Origin of the sequence: Polyangium sp. 15x6, from assembly GCF_029960785.1 — a bacterium.
Taxonomy (GTDB): Bacteria; Myxococcota_A; Polyangia; order Polyangiales; family Polyangiaceae; genus Polyangium.
In genome coordinates this window covers 24,098-43,087 of the sequence record NZ_JASBQE010000011.1, presented here as the reverse complement: position 1 = coordinate 43,087, position 18,990 = coordinate 24,098, and the positions used below count along the sequence as shown (strand labels likewise).

11 protein-coding genes are annotated in these 18,990 nt (G+C 69.4%); 8 read left to right on the top strand and 3 right to left on the bottom strand.

The features are described from left to right. Window positions 1–19: 19 nt before the first annotated feature. A complete protein-coding gene (locus QHF83_RS10890) occupies window positions 20–3,310 on the bottom strand; it encodes a DUF2135 domain-containing protein (RefSeq protein ID WP_282417716.1) in 3,291 nt (1,096 codons plus the stop codon). 109 nt (window positions 3,311–3,419) lie between these two features. On the opposite strand from QHF83_RS10890, the gene QHF83_RS10885 reads away from it, so the two are divergent. The 7 genes from QHF83_RS10885 to QHF83_RS10855 all read left to right on the top strand — a co-directional run bounded on the left by QHF83_RS10885 (window position 3,420) and on the right by QHF83_RS10855 (window position 15,140). Continuing rightward, on the top strand, window positions 3,420–4,244 hold the full coding sequence (locus tag QHF83_RS10885) for a TIGR02452 family protein (RefSeq protein WP_282417715.1): 825 nt from the start codon (window positions 3,420–3,422) through the stop codon (window positions 4,242–4,244). Window positions 4,245–4,294: 50 nt separating this feature from the next. Beyond that, complete coding sequence (locus QHF83_RS10880; RefSeq protein WP_282417714.1) at window positions 4,295–6,604, top strand: MopE-related protein; 2,310 nt, start codon at window positions 4,295–4,297, stop codon at window positions 6,602–6,604. A gap of 42 nt (window positions 6,605–6,646) precedes the next feature. Next, window positions 6,647–8,044 (top strand): 3' terminal RNA ribose 2'-O-methyltransferase Hen1, encoded by a 1,398-nt coding sequence (locus QHF83_RS10875; RefSeq protein ID WP_282417713.1) that lies wholly within the window; start codon window positions 6,647–6,649, stop codon window positions 8,042–8,044. Next, on the top strand, window positions 8,041–10,647 hold the full coding sequence (locus QHF83_RS10870; RefSeq protein WP_282417712.1) for a polynucleotide kinase-phosphatase: 2,607 nt from the start codon (window positions 8,041–8,043) through the stop codon (window positions 10,645–10,647). The genes QHF83_RS10875 and QHF83_RS10870 overlap by 4 nt, the downstream gene beginning before the upstream one ends. A gap of 76 nt (window positions 10,648–10,723) precedes the next feature. Next, complete coding sequence (locus QHF83_RS10865; RefSeq protein ID WP_282417711.1) at window positions 10,724–12,157, top strand: peptidoglycan-binding domain-containing protein; 1,434 nt, start codon at window positions 10,724–10,726, stop codon at window positions 12,155–12,157. 334 nt (window positions 12,158–12,491) lie between these two features. Beyond that, window positions 12,492–14,039 (top strand): sigma 54-interacting transcriptional regulator, encoded by a 1,548-nt coding sequence (locus QHF83_RS10860; protein WP_282417710.1) that lies wholly within the window; start codon window positions 12,492–12,494, stop codon window positions 14,037–14,039. 33 nt (window positions 14,040–14,072) lie between these two features. Next, the gene (locus tag QHF83_RS10855) at window positions 14,073–15,140 is read left to right on the top strand and encodes a LuxR C-terminal-related transcriptional regulator (protein WP_282417709.1); all 1,068 of its coding nucleotides are present in this window, start codon (window positions 14,073–14,075) and stop codon (window positions 15,138–15,140) included. On the opposite strand, the gene QHF83_RS10850 is transcribed toward QHF83_RS10855, so the two are convergent. Both QHF83_RS10850 and QHF83_RS10845 read right to left on the bottom strand, forming a co-directional pair. Beyond that, on the bottom strand, window positions 15,112–15,792 hold the full coding sequence (locus QHF83_RS10850) for an iron-containing redox enzyme family protein (protein WP_282417708.1): 681 nt from the start codon (window positions 15,790–15,792) through the stop codon (window positions 15,112–15,114). The two genes, QHF83_RS10855 and QHF83_RS10850, sit on opposite strands and share 29 nt — an antisense overlap. Before the next feature lie 31 nt (window positions 15,793–15,823). Continuing rightward, on the bottom strand, window positions 15,824–16,627 hold the full coding sequence (locus tag QHF83_RS10845) for a GNAT family N-acetyltransferase (protein ID WP_282417707.1): 804 nt from the start codon (window positions 16,625–16,627) through the stop codon (window positions 15,824–15,826). 794 nt (window positions 16,628–17,421) lie between these two features. Between QHF83_RS10845 and QHF83_RS10840 the strand changes: the two genes are divergently transcribed. After that, window positions 17,422–18,957, top strand: a complete 1,536-nt coding sequence (locus tag QHF83_RS10840) for a cytochrome c peroxidase (RefSeq protein ID WP_282417706.1) — start codon at window positions 17,422–17,424, stop codon at window positions 18,955–18,957. Window positions 18,958–18,990 lie beyond the last annotated feature (33 nt).

Below are 18,990 nucleotides of genomic sequence, written 5' to 3'. Positions count from 1 at the left end.
AAAGGGGCTTGGCGAAAGGTCAGGGCCCCGCCATTTCCAGCGTCGGCTTGGGCTTCTGGCCCGGCTTCGCCTTCCGCACGATCTCCAGGAGGTCGTGCTTCTGCTTGCCGTATTCGAGCGTGATGACCTTCTCGGTCGCCTTCTGCGCGCTCGTGCCGAAGTCCTCGAACACGATCACCTGCACCTTCGTGCGCGTCGAGGTGCGGTTCCGGTCCGACGCGAAGTAATGGGCCTGCATTTTGTACTTGCCGTCCGTCGCGTTTTTCAGGACGTACATCTCCGGGCCATAACCCTGCGTGACGTCCATCGTGAGCTGACCGCCGATCTGCGTCTGGCGGTTGCCGAAGTAGCAGACGTCGCCGTTTGGCTCGGTCACGTGCAGGTCGATGTCGGTCGCGTCCGTGTTCCAGGTGATCATCACGACGAGATCGGCGCTCTGGAGCTGGGTCTCGCGGGCCACCTGGGGCAGGCGGCTCTTGACGTACTCCGGTACACTCGTCTTGATGTCGCCGCGCGCCGCGCGCTGGAGCAGATCGAAGTATTCGAGCGCGAGGATCTTGCGGAACTCGCCGAACCGCGCTTCCCACCGCCCCGCGAGCCCGACCTCGAAATACGCCATCGCGAGGTCCGCGCGGCCGAGCCGCGCGAGGGTCTGCGCCATGGCGCGGTAGGTCTGCGGCTCGTAGGGGCGCGCGACGGCGACGCGGCGGAAGAGGTGGAATGCGTCCGCGGGCAGGCCGAAGCTCATCGCGGTGACGCCCACGTCGCGCGCGAGCACGGCGTCGCCCGGGTTCTCCTCGACGAGCGAGCTCAGTGCTTTGAGGGCGTCCGCGGGCCCGAGCGAGGCGCGCCGGCGCTCGGCTTCGTTCGTCATGCGATCGTAATCGAGCTTGTGCGCGGCGAGGTCGGCGAGCACGGGGGCGGGGAGCGATTTCTTGTCGCGCGATTTCACGGCGAGCGGGGCCGCGTCGACGCGGAAGCTCTCCTCGGGCATTTGATTGAGCGCCTGGCGGAACGAAGGCGGCACGGTGAGGGCCACGCCGGGCGTCGTGGGCAGACCGTCGATCCAGCGCAGGAACGTGGCCTTGGGGTTGCCGAGCGCGGACGCCGAGAGGGCCAGCGTGTCCTCGACGACGCGCGAGGCCGCCGCCGATTTGATGGCGCGGGCGAAGTCCTCGGGCACGATGCCGAAGCGCTGGTAATCGGCCTCGGACTCCAGCATGAGCAGCGACGAGGTCTTGCCGGGGACGCGGAAGTGGATCGAGTACGCCTTCGCCATGGTCTCGGTGGCCGGGGCGAGCTCTTCGATCTGCGCGACCGCGATCTGACCATATCCGCGAATCGCGAGCGGGGAGGGGATTGCCTGGCCGAGCGGGGCTTTCACGACCTGCGTGCCGCTGCCGGATTCGAGCGTGAGCTCGACGGCGGCGTCCTTGTCGGGCGTGCCGCGGCCGGCGACGCGGAGGGTTTGGCCGGGGAATACGAAGCGAGGACGGCCGGCGAAGAGGACGTCGCTGCCGCCGGAGACGCGCGCCGAGACCAGGCGGAAGGGGCGGCTCTTGTGCGCCGTCGAGGCCTTCTGGACCTCGGCGTCGCCGGTGACCGAGAAGAGCGCGCCGCCGGTCTCGCGGGTGAGCAGCGTGAGCGCGTCCACGTCCGTGCCCGCGAGGCCCGTCTGGTATGCGTAAATCGAGCGGACCGGGGTCTTCTGCAGGCGCTTCGTGATCATCTGCGCGTCGGGCTCGCCCCAGGTCGCGGCGCCGTCGCTGAGGAGGAAGACGTCGAACTGCGCGGCGCCGGGGGCCGTCGCGGCCCGGCCGAGCGCGGCGCCGAGATCGGTCGCGCCTTCGAGCGCGAGGCCTTCGGCGAACGTCCGGAGCTCGCGGCGCGAGGCGGCGTCGTTCGTGACGAAGCGCGGCTTCCAGAAGCTCTGCTCGATGTTGAAGAAGAGGACGTTGTACTGCTTGATCGTGTCCTCGTTGTTCGCGAGGATCGCGTCGAGGAGCTTGAGCCAGACGTTGAAGCGATCGGGGTTCGACGAGAGCGAGGTGTCGACGAGGAACAGCACGTTCTCCTCGCCCTTCGCCGCCGACGACGCGGGGAACTGCGGCGCGATGTCGGCCGCGAAATAAGGCCCCGTCGCGGCGTCCGTCGCGACGACGTGCGCTGCGCCCGGCTTCTTGATGCGGACCGTGACGGTTTTTCCGGACGGATCGTCGAAGCGATAGAAACGTTTGTCCGGGCCGGAGAAGGCCGGCACGGCCGGCGTGACGTCCACGGACGCGCCCTGCGGCGCCGCGACGGCGAAATCGATCGCCTTGCTGCCGACGTTCTCCGGCAGATCGAAGCTGTATTCGAGATCCTCGCCGATCCGCGTGAGCGGCACGTCGTAGCCGAGGACGATGCGGTGGGATTTGCCCCCGACGAGCGGGAAGACGCGGGTGTTGAAGACGTTCGGCCCGGCCCATTCGAGCAGCGCCGGATCCACGTTGCGGCGCACGGTCTGCGTGTAGGCGAGCGCGGCCTTCTCCTTCGGCACCATGCGCGCCTCCTTCACGCCCTGCCACGCGGATTGCCGCGCGCTCCGGATCTCGGCCGGCTCGCCGCCCATGCCGCGCGCTCGTTCCGCCGGGAAAAACGCCGGCACGGCGTCGCCCGCGATGGCCATCGCGTCCTGCCCGAACGCGAAATAATACGGCGACGCGCCCACGGGCAGGCGCAGCTTGAGCGTGCCTTCGTACGTCTCCGGGCGGTTGTTCTTCACCACGATGTCGAGCACGACACGGGCCATGAAGCCGTCGATCGCGACCTTGGCCTGCACGCTGCGCACGGGCAGCGCGTCACGATCGCCGATCTCCACGCGCACCGAGTGTGCCCCGCTCTGCGCGCGTTTCCACGTCGTCGCCTCGTCGGATCCCGCGACGGACTTGGGCTTCGCCGCGGCGGCCCCTTTCTCGTCCGCCTTCGCCTCGGCCGCTGCGCGCGGCGCTCCCCCTCCCGGGGAGACGGGCGCTCGCGGCGGCGCGGAGGTGGGCGCGGGCATCGGCGCCGCGTCGCCGGCCGCCATCGGGGCCGGCGCCGCCGGTGGCGGAGGCGGCTCCGCGGGTTTGGCGTCGTCGACGTCGTATCGAGGCGCCGGCGCGGACTCCGATCCCATCGATTCGACGGCCGCGGGAGCGGCCTCGCCGTCGGTCGCGGGCGCCTCCGCCATCGAGGCAGGGGCCGAGCTGCCGCCGCAGCCGCCCGCGCTCGTGGAGAGCGTCGTGAACAGCGCGAGGAGGACCAGGAAGGCACGCGCACGTGAGGTCATGGCCCGAGCATAACGGAGGCGAGCGCCGGGACTTACACGAAGATCGACCGATCGCGCCGCGCGTGGCATATCCTGGCGGCATGACTTGGTTTTGCGTTTCGGAGGGGACATGAAGCTCGCGAGCATCGCGAAGGAAACCCTCGACATCGTGTCCCGCGGCGAATACGAGAGCGCCGGGGGACAGCGCGTCGAGATCGGCCGTCTCGTCGAGGCGGCCGCGGCGGGGACCGTGCTGTACGAGCCGGGCGATCTCGCGAACGCCGAGCCGCGCGAGCGGCGATCCGGATCGATCCGTGTCGAGGTGACGGACGAGACGACCGCGGCCGCGGGTCGGAGGCTCTGCCGCGAGGGCGAGGCGCGTGTCGCCGCGCTGAATTTCGCCTCTGCGAAGAACCCGGGCGGCGGATTTCTCGGCGGCGCGAAGGCCCAGGAGGAAGACCTCGCGCGGTGCTCGGCGCTTTACACCTGCCTCGTCCGGCAGCCGAAGTATTACGAGGCAAACCGGGCGACGGCGTCGATGATCTACACCGATCACCTGATCTACTCGCCCGACGTGCCGTTTTTCCGGGACGATCGGCTCGCGCTCCTCGACGAGCCGTTCACGCTCTCGATCGTGACCGCGCCGGCGCCGAACGCGGGCGAGGCGCTCCGCCGCGACAAGAAGGCGGGCCCCGCGATCCGCGAGGCCCTCGAGCGGCGCGCGGCGTACGTGCTCGCGGCCATGGCCCTTCACGGCCACCGCACGCTCGTGCTCGGCGCGTGGGGCTGCGGCGTGTTCCGCAACGACCCACGCGAGGTCGCGGACGTGCTCGCGCGCTGGCTTTCGCATCCGCGCTTCGCGGGCGCCTTCGATCGTGTGGTCTTCGGGATCTACGATCGCAGCGCGGCACGCGCGACGCTGCGCGCGTTCGAGGAGCGGATGGCGAACCCGTGATCGGCCTCTTGTGCCGCGGCGCGCTTCCCGGCACGATCGGACGGACGCCCATGGCTTCGACCTTTCGCCCTCGTCGGACCGCTCGGTCCGCGCTCCTCGCCGCGGCGCTCGGGCTCGCCTCGTTCATGGCGCTCGGGTCCGCCGGCGCGCAGACGTTCCCCGCGGATGCTGCGTGGAAACCGCTCGTCCGGGGTGGCGTGCGGGTTGCGGATCCACCGGGGGATGCGGGGTCTGGGCGCGACGTCGTCAGCGACCCCGCGCAGGGCGGCGCCGCGGCCTACTTCGCGGGAGACGCCAATTTCCTCTACGTCCGGCTGCGGATCGACGACGCGGTGCTCCAGGCGTCGCCCGCGGATTTCAAGGCGTTCGGCTGGGTTTGTCTCATCGATACCGATGGCGACTTCGGGGCCCACGAGCTCTCCATCGGGGTCACCGGGAGCTCGGACGTCGTCGAGCTCCGGCGAAACACGAGTCCGCAGAACGCTGGATCGCCCGCGGACATCTCGGAGCTCCTCGTGAAGAGTTACCCGGCGTCGACGCACGCGCGTTCCGTCGCGGCCTCCTCGATGGTGAGCGGAGACGCCGACTTCTTCATCGACTGGGCCGTCGCGCGCGTGGATCTGGGCATCGCCAACCAGACGCCGTTCCGGCTCGCGTGCGGCTCGTCGAACGACGCGCAGAGCCTCACGGGCGACCTGATCTCGGACAAGGGCGCCCTCACGCTCGCCGGGCTCGTGGCCGATCCGATCGCCCTTTATGGCGCGACTTGCCTGTACGACTGCCTCGACTCCGGAGTGCCCTGCGACGTCGGCGTCGGGGCCTGCGTTGCCACGGGCTCGATTGTGTGCGACGGGCTCACGAGGTTCTGCGACGGGTTCCCCGACGAACCCGGCATCGAGACGTGCAACGCGATCGACGACGATTGCGACGGTGGGACGGACGAGGATTTCGGGCTCGGCGTGGCTTGCAACGTGGGAATCGGCGCGTGCGCGGCGTCGGGCGTCATCGTGTGCACCGGCGACGAGCTCTCGAGCGAGTGCAGCGCCACGCCAGGCGCTCCCGTGGTGGAGACGTGCAACGGGATCGACGATGATTGCAACGGCGCCGTGGACGAGGATTTCGGGCTGGGCATGGATTGCGACGTGGGAATCGGCGCGTGTGCGGCCTCGGGCGTCGTCGTGTGCGCCGATGACGAGCTCTCGAGCGAGTGCAGCGTCACGCCCGGCGCGCCCGCGGCGGAGACGTGCAATGGCATCGACGATGATTGCGACGGCGCTGCGGACGAAGATTTCGGGCTCGGCATGAATTGCGATGTGGGCGTCGGCGCGTGCCTCGCGTCGGGCGTGATCGTCTGCGACGTGCTCTTCAACGCGACGTGCAGCGCCATGCCGGGTTTGCCCTCGACCGAGACGTGCAACGGCGTGGACGACGACTGCAACGGCGTGACGGACGAGGGCTGCGCGGATACGGACGGCGATGGGCTGACCGACGCGGAGGAGGGATTGCTCGGCACGGATCCGAATGACGCCGACACGGACGACGACGGCGTGCCCGACGGCGCCGAGCCGTCGATGGCCGAGGACTCGGACGGCGACGGGCTCATCAACGCGCTCGATCCGGACAGCGACGACGACGGCCTCTTCGACGGCACCGAGATGGGCTACGGCTGCGACGATCCCGCGACGAACCCCGCGCCTTCGACCTGCGTGCCCGACGGCGATCTCGGCGCCACGACGACGGATCCGACGAAGGCCGACACCGACGGCGGCGGCAAACCGGACGGGCTCGAAGATGCGGATCACGACGGCGTCGTCGATGCGGGCGAGACGAACCCGAACGATCCGGCGGACGATGCGTTCACCTGTTTCACGGACGAAGATTGCGGCAATCCCGTGAGCGGCTCCGTCTGCGAGGCGGGCATGTGCGTGCCCGGCTGCCGCGGCGTCGGGGGCAATGGTTGTCCTCATGGCGAGGTGTGCTCGTCCGCGGATGCCTCGCGCGGTGTTTGCGAGCCCGGACCGAACGAGTGCGCGAAGGACGCCGATTGCGGCGCACCGGGCAGCGGGCGCGTCTGCGACATCCCGGCGCGTGTCTGCCAGGCGGGCTGCCGCGGCGCGGCGGGCAACGGTTGTCCCGCGGGATCGTTCTGCACCTCCGAGACCTCGCAGCTCGGCGTCTGCGAGCCCGTGCCCACCGTGGGTTTCGAGGGCAACGGCGTGTTCTGCGAAGCGGCGGGCGCGGGCCGGGGACGCAGGACGAGCGGCGGCGTGCCGTTTGCGCTGGTGCTCGGGCTCTCCGCGTTCGTCGTGAGGCGCCTCTCCCGCGAAAAACGGAGCGCATGCGGCAAGATCCAGGGGTGACCCCGGCGCCGGGCTTTGATAGCCTCGGCCGACGGTCTTCGCATGCTCTTCACCCTCCGCGCCACGGGTCCGCACGCGTCGGGGCTCGGGTTCTTGCTACACAAGCACCCCGACAAACTCCAGACGTTCCCCCTCGCGTTCGGCCGCGCGCACGTCTTCTATCCCGAAGCCGCGGCCGAGGCCGTGACGGCCGCGCTGCTCGTCGACCTCGATCCGGTCGCCCTCGTGCGGGGTCGGCCCGGATCGTCCGAGGGCGGGCTCGTGGATCAGTACGTGAACGACAGGCCGTACGCCGCGTCGTCGTTCCTCAGCGTCGCCATCGCGCAGGTGCTCGGCTCGGCGCTCGCGGGGCGCTGCAAGGATCGGCCGGAGCTCGCGCAGGCGTCGATCCCGCTCGAAGCGACGCTCTCGGCGGTGCCGTGCCGCGGCGGCGCGACGCTGCTCCGCGCGCTGTTCGAGCCGCTCGGATACGAGGTCACCGCGACCCGTTTGCCGCTCGACGAGCGTTTCCCCGCGTGGGGCGAGGGCGCGCACCACGACGTCCGCCTGCGCAAGGCGTGCCCGCTCTCGGAGCTGCTCTCGCACGTGTACGTGCTCGTGCCCGTGCTCGACGACGACAAGCATTACTGGGTCGGCGACGACGAGGTGGAGAAGCTCGTCTACCACGGCGAGGGGTGGCTCGCGACGCACCCGGAAAAGGAGCTCATCGCGCGGCGGTACCTGAAGCATCGGGGCCGCCTCGCGCGCGCGGCGCTCGATCGGCTCGTCTCGGGCGAGGCCAAGGATCCCGACGCGGAGGCCGAGGCGCACGCCGAGGAGGAGGCCGCGATCGAGGCGCCCGTACGCCTCGACGAGGCCCGGATCGAGGCCGTGGCCCGGGCGCTCTCGGACGAAGGCGCGACGTCGGTGGTCGATCTCGGCTGCGGAGAAGGCAAGCTCCTCGCGAAGCTCGTGCGAAACCGGGCGATCACGCGGCTCGTGGGGCTCGACGTCTCGCAACGCGTGCTCGACGTGGCCTCGGAGCGGTTGAAGCTCGATCGGCACGGCGGCCGGAAATCCGAGCGGATCGAGCTCCTGCACGGATCGCTCCTCTACCGCGACGCGCGCCTCTCGGGCTTCGACGCGGCCGCGCTCGTGGAGGTCATCGAGCACCTCGAGCTTCCACGCCTCGGCGCGCTCGAGCGCTCGGTCTTCGAGCACGCTCGCCCCCGCGTCGTCGTCGTGACCACGCCGAACGTCGAATACAACGTCGTCTTCCCCTCGCTCCCCGCGGGCCACATGCGCCACAAAGATCACCGATTCGAATGGACGCGCGCCGAATTCGAGGCGTGGGCGCGCGGCGTCGCGGAGCGAAATGGCTATGCCGTCCGGTTCGCCCCGATCGGACCGGTCGATGAAACCCTGGGATCTCCCACGCAAATGGCGGTGTTCTCCCGATGAGCACGGAAGCCCCGGCGGAGGCGGCCCCCGCGAACGGCCGCACGATCTCCCTGCCGACGCCGAGCCTCGTCCTGCTCCTCGGCGCGTCGGGATCGGGGAAGAGCACCTTCGCGCGGAAGCATTTCGCGCCGACCGAGGTCGTCTCGTCCGACATGTTCCGCGCGATGGTCTCGGACGACGAGAACGATCAAAGCGCGTCGGCTTCGGCGTTCGAGGTGCTGCACCTCGTCGTGGACAAACGCCTGGAGGCGGGCAAGCTCGTGGTCGTCGACGCGACGAACGTGCGGCCCGAGTTCCGCAAGCCGCTCGTGGCGATCGCGCGCAAGCACCACGTCTTCGCGACGGGGATCGTGCTCGACGTGGGCGAGCGAGTCTGCAACGAGCGGAACGAGTCGCGCACGGATCGCAACGTGGCGGTCCACGTGGTGCGGCGGCAGTCGCAGGATCTACGGGCGTCGCTGCGCGGGATCGAGCGCGAGGGCATCCGCGTGGTGCACGTGCTGCGGAAGGCCGAGGAGATCGAGAACGTCACGATCGAGCGCACGCGCCTCTGGACCGATCGTCGCGACGAGCACGGTCCGTTCGACATCATCGGCGACGTGCACGGCTGCTGCGACGAGCTCGAAGCATTGCTGGAAGATCTCGGGTACACGGTCGAATGGGACCCCGCGGCGGGCCCGCACGGCGTGCGCGTGACGCCGCCGCCGGGCAGGCGCCTCGTTTTCCTCGGGGATCTCGTCGATCGGGGCCCGCGGATCGTGGACGTCCTGCGCCTCGTCATGACGGCCGTGCAGAGCGGCGCCGCGCTCTGCGTGCCGGGCAACCACGAGGTGAAGCTGCTCAAGGTGCTCCGCGGACGGCAGGTCACGATCATGCACGGGCTCGCCGAGACGCTCGCCGAGCTCGCGCGTACGACGGAGGCGTTTCAGGCGGAGCTGGCGCGTTTCATCGACGACCTCGTCAGCCATTACGTGCTCGATGATGGGCGGCTTTGCGTCGCCCACGCGGGCATGAAGGCGTCGATGCAAGGGCGCTCCTCGGGCGGGGTGCGTGAATTCGGGCTGTACGGCGACACGACGGGCGAGACGGACGAGTATGGTTTGCCCGTGCGGCTCAACTGGGCGACCGAATATCGGGGCCGCGCGACGGTCGTGTATGGCCACACGCCGGTCCCGACGGCGGATTGGCTGAACAATACGATCTGCATCGATACGGGTTGCGTTTTCGGCGGCGCGCTGACGGCGCTGCGTTATCCCGAGCGCGAGCTCGTCAGCGTGCCGGCGGCGCGTCAATATTGCGAGCCGAAGAAGCCGCTGATCCCCGTGGCGGCCGAGGACGGGCGCTCGGCGCAGCAGGCGCACGACGACACGCTCGATCTCGACGACGTGACCGGCAAGCGGCCCGTGAGCACGCGCCTCGCGCGGTGGGTCACGGTGCGCGAGGAGAACGCGGCCGCGGCGCTGGAGGCGATGAGCCGGTTCGCGGTCGATCCGCGCTGGCTCGTCTATCTGCCGCCCACGATGTCCCCGACCGAGACGAGCGCGCTTCCGGGCACGCTGGAGCACCCGGCAGAGGCGTTCGCGTATTTCCGACGGAACGAGGTCCCGCGCGTCGTCTGCGAAGAAAAACACATGGGCTCGCGGGCCGTCCTCGTCGTTTGTCGCGACGAGGCGACGGCGACGAAGCGGTTTGGCACGACGGACGGTCGGGCGGGCATCGTGTACACGCGCACGGGCCGGCCGTTCTTCGACGATCGGGCGCTCGAAGAGGCGCTCCTCGCGCGGGTGCGGCGCGCGGCCGAGGCGAGCGGGCTCTTCGACGAGCTCGGCGGCTTTTTCGTGCTCGACGCCGAGATCATGCCGTGGTCGGCGAAGGCGCAGGCGCTCGTCCGGGTGCAATACGCGCCCGTGGGCAGCGCCAGCCGATCCTCGCTTGGGGCCGCGATCGAGGCGCTCGGGCAAGCGAAAGCACGCGGGATCGAAGCGGACGAGCTCTTCACGCGAATGCAGGACCGGGCGCGGGCCGCCTCGCGTTACGTCGAGGCCTATCGACGGTATTGCTGGCCCGTCGCGCGTATCGAGGATTATCGCGTGGCGCCGTTCCACCTGCTCGCGGCCGAGGGGCGCGTGTTCGTCGATCGGGACCATTCTTTTCACCTGGGAATCGCGGCGCGGCTCGCCGAGGCGGATGGAGAGGTGCTCGTCTCGACGCGGCACGTGGAGGTCACGCTCGGGGACGAGGAGAGCGAGCGAAAGGGCGCGGCGTGGTGGGAGGAGCTCACCGCGGGCGGCGGCGAGGGCATGGTCGTCAAGCCCATGACGTTCCTCGCGCGGGGCAAACGCGGCCTCGTGCAGCCGGCCGTGAAATGCCGTGGCCGCGAGTATCTGCGCATCATTTACGGGCCCGAATACGATCTGCCGGAGAACCTCGCGCGGCTCCGCAATCGTGGGCTCGGCGCGAAGCGGTCGCTCGCGCTGCGAGAGCTCGCGCTCGGCGTCGAGGCGCTCGAGCGTTTCGTCCGGGGCGAGCCCTTACGACGGGTGCACGAATGCGTGTTCGCGATCCTCGCGCTGGAAAGCGAGCCGGTCGACCCGAGACTTTGATGCCATTGCCGGGCGGGATGCTCCACGTTTGCTATTCTCTTCGCGCGGCCACACTCGCGCCGGATGGAGGATTGGAATGAACGAGAACGAGTCGAACGCAGGGGACGGGACTCTCGTGTCGCCCGAGCTCGCGGAGGACGCGATGCTCGTGGCCGTGGCCGCGGGGCAAGCGACGCTCGAGCGCGGGGTGAAGAGCGGGACCGTGGTCCTCTTGCAGAAGGCGCTCGTCGAGCTCGGCGCGTCCCTCACCCCGGATGGCTCGTTCGGACCGAAAACCCACACGGCCATCGTGGCCGAGCAAGCCGCGGCGGGGCTGCCCCAGACGGGCGTGCTCGACGCGGCGACGCTCGCGGCCATCGATCGGCGCCTCGCCACGCGGCGGAAGGGCCGGCTGCACGACGCCATGGCGGCGGCGGTCGGGGGCGCGCCCGCGAGGCCCGCGGCCTCGGCGCCGGCGGTGGCGGGCGGGCCTTCGCGGCAGGATCAGGGGTATTTCGACGACGCGGCCGAGCTCCGGGGCCCGGGCGCGGGGCCCGTGGCGGACCCGGATGCCCCGCCGCCGGCCCAGGCTCAGGCCGGCACGAAGGCGAAGGGGCCGCTGCCTTCGGACCGTGTCGGTTCGCTCGACGCCGTTCGGCGCGCGATCGGCGACGACGCGCCCGCGAACGCGGCCCTCGAGCGGCTCCTCGCTGCGGGGCGCCTGCACGAGGGGGCGCTCTTACCGAACCTCGCGACGTTCGCGCAGACGCCGCGCAACCCCGCGCTCTTGCTGGAGGCGGGGATCGAGCCGGAGCTCTTGCTGGGGCAGGTGATCCGGCATGTCGACAACCCGCTCCGGGTGCAGCAGGGGCTGGGGCACGGGACGTGTGGGGCCGGCGTGATGGAGTACGTGCTCTTGCGGCGGGATCCGGCCGAGCTCGTGCGGCTCGTCGACGGCATCACCCGTGAGGCGCGCGCGGTCACGCTCCGGTCCGGCAAGAAGCTCGAGATGCCTCGCAGCGCCATCGCGCGGGACGCCTCGGGGCGGGTGGACCTCGACCGGCTCTTCCAGTCGGCGATCATGAACCACGCCTCGGCGATGAGCTGGCTCTTCGATTACGACAACCCCGAGGACAACGACACGTTCTGGGCGGCTGTGCGGGGCAACAGCCAGATGGCCGTGTATGGCTTCACCAGCCTGTATCAAGCGATCCTCGGCGGGACCTATTCGAGCGTGAGCACGCTCTCCCGGCCGAAGGACGAGGTCGCGGCCCTCGTGGCGACGTCGGCGGCGCGCGGCGTGCCGGTGCCCGTGATCCTGGAGTTCCGGACGTACCACTGGCTCTCGGTCGAGTGGCTCGAAGCGGGCAAGGATGGCAAGCCCGCCTCCATCGTCCTCCGAAATCCGTGGGGCAAGGACGAGGGCGGCGACAAACCGCCCCGCGTGGCGATGCCCGAAGGCGGGGGTCGTGTCCGGATGAAGTTTGCCGATTTTGTCGAAAACGTATTCGGCGCCACGGTCCGCGGCTGAGCGGCGCTCTTCTCGTCGCTTCTCGTCGCTTCTCGTCGCCTCTCGTCGCCCCCTCCCGGCGACTTCGCCCTCTCATCAAGGGATACGGCTCATCGGCGTCGCGACTTCGTACCACTTTGGTAGTAGCCGTCTGGTGATCCGTATTGCCGCCGCCCCGGGCCCGGCCGGTGCGTCGCTTCTCGTCCCCGCCAAACAGGATTACGGCTCGTACGTCCTTCGGCTTCGTACCACTTTTGTCGTAGTGGTTCGGTAATCCAAGTTGCCGTGCAACGAAGACGGACGCCGGATCGCCCTATTCTTGTACACTTTGACGGCCCGGATACAAAATGGCCCCATGAAGGACTTGAATACCTGGACCATGGAAGCCGATCGGGGGCTCGAGCTCCGGACGCACAAGATTCGCGTCGAGGTGAGCCGAGGGCCCATGGCAGGCGTCGTCACCGAGGTGCTCGGGCCGGAGGTGCGGGTCGGGAGCGGGAAGGATTGTGATCTCGTTCTCGAGGATCCGACCGTCAGCCGGCACCACCTGCTTCTCCGGATCGAAGGTGACCTCCTGCGCGTGCTCGACACGAGCAGCCGCAATGGCACGACCGTCGACGGCGTGCGGATCCGCGACGCCTACGCCCGGCCCGACTCGACGATCGGGCTCGGCGCCTCGGCGCTGCGGCTGCAGATGATGCGCGACGTGGTGGCGCTGCCGCTCTCGTCCCGCACCCGCTTCGGCCGCCTCGTCGGCGCGAGCGTGCCGATGCGGGGGCTCTTCGCGCTGCTCGAAAAGATCGCGCGGAGCAACGCGATGACCGTGCTCGTCGAGGGGGAGACCGGGACGGGCAAGGAGCTCGCGGCCGCGGCGATTCACGCCGAGAGCGCGCGGGCGAGTGGCCCGTTCATGGTCTTCGATTGCTCGTCGGTGAGCGCGGGCGTGCTGGAGAGCGAGCTCTTCGGGCACAAGCGCGGCTGCTTCACGGGCGCGACCGAGAACCGCGTGGGGAGGTTCGAGGCGGCGCACGGCGGGACGCTCTTCCTCGACGAGATCGGCGAGCTGCCGCTCGAGCTCCAGCCGAAGCTGCTCCGGGCTCTGGAGACGCGCACGATCACCCGGATCGGAGAGAACGAGCCGCGCCGGGCCGACGTGCGGATCGTGGCCGCGACGAACCGATCGCTGGCGGTCGAGGTCGAGCGAGGCAGGTTCCGCGAGGATCTCTATTACCGGCTGGCCGTCGTGCCCGTGCGGCTGCCGCCGCTGCGGGAGCGGCTCGACGACATCCCGCTGCTCGTGCGGCATTTCGAGAAGGAATGGCAAGGGCGGACGGACGCGCCGCCGCTCCTGCCGAACGAGGTGCTCGAGCGGATGAAGGCGCACCCGCGGCCGTGGCCGGGCAACGTGCGGGAGCTCCGGAACAAGGTGGAGATGATGCTCTCGCTCGGGCTCGACGAGCCGCCCTGGGCCGCCGAGGAGACGGAGGAGCCGCCCTCGGCGGTGCTTCCGGTCGTGAACCTCGAGGTGCCTCTGCACGTGGGGCTCGCGCACCTGGAGAGTGCTTACAAGCGGGCCTATGTGGAGCGCGCGTTGCGGGAGACGGGGTACAACGTGTCCCAGGCGGCCAAGATCGCCGGCGTGGGACGGGCGTTCGTCCAGCGGGTGATGCGAAGGCACGGGCTCCGAACGAGCGACGAGGGAGGCGGATCCGAGGGCGGGGCCGCACCTGCGCCGGTGGCGGGCCCCGCCCCGGCGCAAGGCGAGGCGCCCGCGTCGGGGCAGGGCCTTTATGAATGGTATCGAAAACATCCGCTCGCGTCGCCGGATGCGCGCCAGTGGCCCGAAGGGTTGGTCCCCCGGAACGGTACGGGATCGAAGCGCAGGGGTGCAGGCGGGCGTTGAACCGCGGTCAGTTCGGGTTCATCATGAACGCCCATGAGGGGGCCCTCGGATCTCACGGAGCATGAGCACGGCCTCATGCTGGACCTCGTCGCCGAGCTCGGAGGATCGCTCGATCTGCACGAGGTGCTCGGCCGCGGCTACGGCCTGCTCTCGCAGCTCGTGTCCGCGGATCACGGGGCGCTCTGCGTGAGCCGGCCCGAGGGGCACGCCGTCTACGACTGGGCCGTCGTCGAGATGCCCGAGAGGTTTTTCCAGGGATACGCGGAGATGGTCCCGCACGACTTCGTCCGGATCGCCGTCGCCGAGCGTCCGAACGAGGTCTTGCGCGACACCGAGATGCTCCCGCGCGCGGCGATGGAGCGGAGCTACCTCTACAACCACTGCCGCGACATCGGGATGCGTCTCGAACACGTGATGGCCGTCATGCTCCGCGACGATCCTTCGTGGCACGGGGGGCTCATCCTCTACCGGGACAAGCGGATCCCATTCTCGGATCACGAGCGCATGATCCTGCAGAAGCTCTCCCGGCATTTCACGAACGCGGTGAAGAACTGCCGGCTCTTCGGGGCGATGGCGAAGCGCGCGTCGCTGCTCGACGCGGTGCTCGCCGGGATGGGGCACGAGGCGATCGTGTTCAGCGCGTCGGGCGCGGAGATCGCGCGGACGGCGAGCGCGGAGAAGATGCTCTGCGCCTGGTTCAAGCCGACCGAGCTCGGCCCGGACGGGCTGCCCGAGCTTCTCGCCGCGCGCCTCGCGTCCTTCGTGAAGAACCCCCACATGCTCCCCGAGGCTTACTGGCGGACCGGCGCGCTCGCCGAGCTGAAGGTCTCGATCCAGAAGCTCCCGGGGCTCGACGGCGCGTCCTTCGTGATGCTGCTCGAAGAGGTCCCGAAGCTCGTGCCCATCCCCCTTCCGTGGCTGAAGTCCCTTTCGACCGCGGAGATCAAGGTGGCGGAGCGCGTATGCTGGGACAACGCGCTCATCGCCACCGAGCTCGGCATCACGGAGCTCACGGTGAAGAAGCATTTCTCGCACGTCTTCGACAAGCTCGGCATCCCGAACCGCGCCGCGCTCATTCACACAGCGTGGCGGCAGCGTTGAAGGTCGTCTCTCTCCCCGCGAACATCCCCGGATAAAGCGCCGCGGTCACCGCGGCCGAGAGCGTGACGGCGCGGCGATCCTCGGCGGACTCGATGCGCTCGAAGAGGCCTCGCAGCACCTCGGTGTGCTCTTCGTCGGCGTCGGCGTGCCCGGAGAGGAAGCGGACGGCGCGCTCGATGCCGGGGATCCGTCGCCGCGCGACGAGATGCGCCGCGGTGGTGCCGGCGCGGGCCTGGGAGAGGGCCTCGAGGACGTAGGCCGTGCCGAGGAAGGCGAGGGGCGAGCCGGCCTCGACCTGAAACCGGTTCCAGGCGATGTAGGCATCGACGGCCGGGCAAGGCGAGGGCGGCGCGGCCGGGGTCTCGGGGCGGCCGATCGCGGCGAGGTCCTCGAGAACCCAGAGGTCGTGCCCTTGCTCCTCGTCGGCTTTTTGCAGGAAGAGCCGCGCGAGGTCGGGGGCCTTGCCCGCGCGCGAGAGCCGCTCGCCGGCGCGGCGGAGCAAGGGGCGGGTTTGCTGGACATAAAGATACGTTTGTCGAAGAAAGGCCGCGTATTCGTCGGTGTCGAGGTCGCCGGCGAGCAGGCGGCGGGCCGCGGGGTGTGTGTCGAGGACCGAAAGAAGGTCCGCGACGGTGGTATCGAGAGTTTTCACGAGGGAGTTCATGAGGACGGGCTCCTTTTGTTCAGGCGGCAATCGAGCCCGGATGGGGGAAGACGGGGGGCTTCGCGCGCTGCACGGTGCGCTGCTCGGCGACCGACGCGAGGAGCGGCAGGGCGCACATGCGAAAGCGGGTATCGTAGACCGGAGGGCCCACGAAGCGGGCGCGCATGCGGCGGGCGTACATGTCGAGCGTGCGCGGGAGCCGGGATCGCGCGGGGGAGCGCGTGGCCTCGGAGCGCGCGTGGTCGTCGAAGAACGGGCGCTTCGGCGAGGCGGGGGCGGGCGAAGGGAGGCGCGGGGCGAGGGAAAGGTCGTTTCGGACGAACCCGCGCTCGCGGGCGACCTGCTGAATGAGGCGGGCGTCCTCGATGCCGTCGGTCTCGGTATTCGCGGTCGCAATCCAGTGGCCGACGCCGAGGACGCGGCTCAGGTGGACGGCGGCGGCGTGGAGCTCGGCGACGGCCATGGAGTGTCTATGGGTGGCGAGGACGCAATATCGCGAGGTCTCGGCGAGGCGGAGGCCGGCGGCGGCGAGGGGCGCGAGGTCGAACTGCGATTCGACGGAGAGGCCGAAGGAGGTGCCGTTCGTGGCGGCGACCTCGGGGTTCGGCAGGAGGAGGCGGAGGGTGCCAACGGCGATGTCGCCGTCGTAGGCGATGAGGTGGAGGGTCGTGGCGAGGGTATCGAAACAATCGAGCTCGCGGGGGACGGCGTGCTCTTTCGTATCGAGGTAGCCGAGCTCGCGGGCGAACACCTCGAAACGGACGCGGACGGCGTGGTCGAGGTGTCTCTGGGTTTCGGCGATGATGCAGCGGATGTCCGACATGAGTTCCTCCAGCGGCGCGAGCAGGAAATCGGCTCGGTTGCCGGAGAAGCTCGGATTGCAGGCGACGTGCCCGCGGGGGAGGGGTCGATTTTCGGGGCGAACGCGGGGGAAAACCGGGGCGAGGTGGATCCGGATGGATGCAGGTTCGCGGCGAAATGTGGGCGAGGTGGATCCGGGAGCATGCAGCAGGTGAAGGCCCGAGCCCTCGGGTTCGTTTGCCCGAGGCGTGCATGCCGTGCTGCGCGGATCGCGCAACGAATTGCGCGATCGTCGGAGGGGTCGGCCACGACGGATGCCCGATGCTCGGCGCGCGCGTGGCTCGCAGCTGCGAGCGTCCGTCCGTGGGACATCCTGGCCGGGGCTCGACGCCGGGACGTTCGAGCCGTCGTCCGGGCCTGGGAGCGTCGCACCAGGTGCCCGTGCGCGGCGCGGCCCTCGGCGCGGTTCGTGGTAGTTCATCCGCGAATTGATCCATCTAAACAAACGAATCCCACACGCTCGTTCGATTCGTGGATTCGATTTTGCGTAATGCCTGATCGGCCCCTCGATTCAGCTCCGCCCGTGCGGACAGCATTGCAGCAAGAACGCGCGTGATCGCGCTCGTGGCACCGGCCTTGCTCTGCGGGCCGCGCCGTGCTTCTTCTGCGCGCAGGGGCCATTGACGATAGAGTGAAGGGGGTGCGTCGTGGGCAGGCCCCCCACGCCATTTTCCAGATCGAAGCAAAGGAGTGATCGCGCGGAGAGCGAGACGAGTCGACGGAGACCGACCCTCGAATCCAAGGAGAAAATGCATCGTGATTGTCCTTAACGTGGTGACGAAACGCGTGACGCTTTTCGCGTCCGCAGCGGTGCTGTTGTCGAGCGGGACGGCCCTTGCCCAGGACGTCGCCGCCCTCGAGGAGCTTGGCAAGCGTGTTTTCTTCGACAACATCTCCAGTCCGAAGCGCCAGGGGTGTCATACCTGTCACGATGCCGCGAATGGCTGGACGGGCGCCGTCGCCGGCGTCAACAAGAACGGCGTCGTCGTCCCCGGCGCCAATCCCAAAGCGGCTGGGCGGCGCAAGCCCCCGAGCAACGCGTACGCGAGCTTCAGCCCGGCGTTCGGCGAAACGCCCAAGACCGTCACCGTCACCCTGATTCCCCCCGCCGCCGCGTGCGCTCTCGGCATCACGCGTCTTTGCACCGGAGGCACCTTCTGGGACGGACGCGCCGAGGGCACGGCAACGCCTTTCGTGGCGCTTCCGACCTTCACGGGCGCGGGGGCCACCACGCATGTCGGCACGGAAATCTTCAAAGGGAATGCGGCCCGCGCGGCGGCGTACGGCCTCTACATCGGACCGCTCGCGGATCAGGCGCTCGGGCCTTTTCCGAATGACGCCGAACAGAACGTCCCCGACGGCGACGATCACGGTTTGCCCGGCGCCGAAGCTGTCTGCCTGCACGTCGAGTCGGCGAAATACGCGGAGCTCTTCGCGCTGGCCTGGGGCGAGCCGATCGACTGCGCCGATCCGGCCATCAGCTTCAAGCGCATCGCCCTCGCGCTCTCGGCCTGGCAGCATTCCTCCGAGGTCAACTCGTTCAGCTCTCGGCGCGATCAGGGAAACAAGGTACTGGATTCCCAGGGCAACCAGGTCCTCGCGCTCCCGTTCTCCAACCTGACGCCGGAGGAGAATCTGGGACACGACCTGTTTTACGGGCGCAATGACTCGGGGCTGAACCCCGGCCTGAAGAATGCGAACTGCGGGCGGTGCCACAACAGCCACAATTCGACGGCCTTCGGGCCCGTCCTGGGCTCCAGGGGCGACGAGCCGAACCAGGTCTACACCGACTTCGCTTATCACAACATCGGAGTGCCGGCGAACTTCGACATCGAGAACTTCGATCCGGACAATGGCGACGCCGGGATCCTCGAGCACGCGGATCAGAGCGCCTCGTTCGACCCGGAGAACCCGGCGGCGACGCCCCTCGCCGGACATTTCAAGACCACGACGCTGCGCAACGTCGACAAGCGCCGCGGCAACGGGTTCACCAAGGCCTACATGCACAATGGCTATTTCAAGAGCCTCGAGCAGGTGGTCCACTTCTACAACACGTCGCTCCTGCTCCGGGACGATGTGAACTGCCCGCCGGGGACGACGGCGGACGAGGCGATGGAGAGGGGTTGCTGGCCGGCCGCGGAGTTCGATACGCCGAATCAGGCCGGCTTGCTGGGCCTGCTCGGGAACCTGGGCCTCACCGCGGCGGAAGAGGCGGCGCTCGTGGCGTACATGAAGACGCTCACCGATACGGTGACCCCGACGCAGCCGAAGCCCTACAAGAAGAAGAAGTGAGATTCACGGCTTCGGGCGCGCCCGCGTACCGTT

Excerpts from the sequence above, each read along its gene's own strand:
- QHF83_RS10880 (WP_282417714.1), top strand. The coding sequence starts at position 4,295 with ATGGCTTCGACCTTTCGCCCTCGTCGGACCGCTCGGTCCGCGCTCCTC.
- QHF83_RS10890 (WP_282417716.1), bottom strand. The coding sequence starts at position 3,310 with ATGACCTCACGTGCGCGTGCCTTCCTGGTCCTCCTCGCGCTGTTCACG.
- QHF83_RS10845 (WP_282417707.1), bottom strand. The coding sequence starts at position 16,627 with ATGTCGGACATCCGCTGCATCATCGCCGAAACCCAGAGACACCTCGAC.
- QHF83_RS10885 (WP_282417715.1), top strand. The coding sequence starts at position 3,420 with ATGAAGCTCGCGAGCATCGCGAAGGAAACCCTCGACATCGTGTCCCGC.
- QHF83_RS10860 (WP_282417710.1), top strand. The coding sequence starts at position 12,492 with ATGAAGGACTTGAATACCTGGACCATGGAAGCCGATCGGGGGCTCGAG.
- QHF83_RS10855 (WP_282417709.1), top strand. The coding sequence starts at position 14,073 with ATGAGGGGGCCCTCGGATCTCACGGAGCATGAGCACGGCCTCATGCTG.
- QHF83_RS10865 (WP_282417711.1), top strand. The coding sequence starts at position 10,724 with ATGAACGAGAACGAGTCGAACGCAGGGGACGGGACTCTCGTGTCGCCC.
- QHF83_RS10875 (WP_282417713.1), top strand. The coding sequence starts at position 6,647 with ATGCTCTTCACCCTCCGCGCCACGGGTCCGCACGCGTCGGGGCTCGGG.
- QHF83_RS10870 (WP_282417712.1), top strand. The coding sequence starts at position 8,041 with ATGAGCACGGAAGCCCCGGCGGAGGCGGCCCCCGCGAACGGCCGCACG.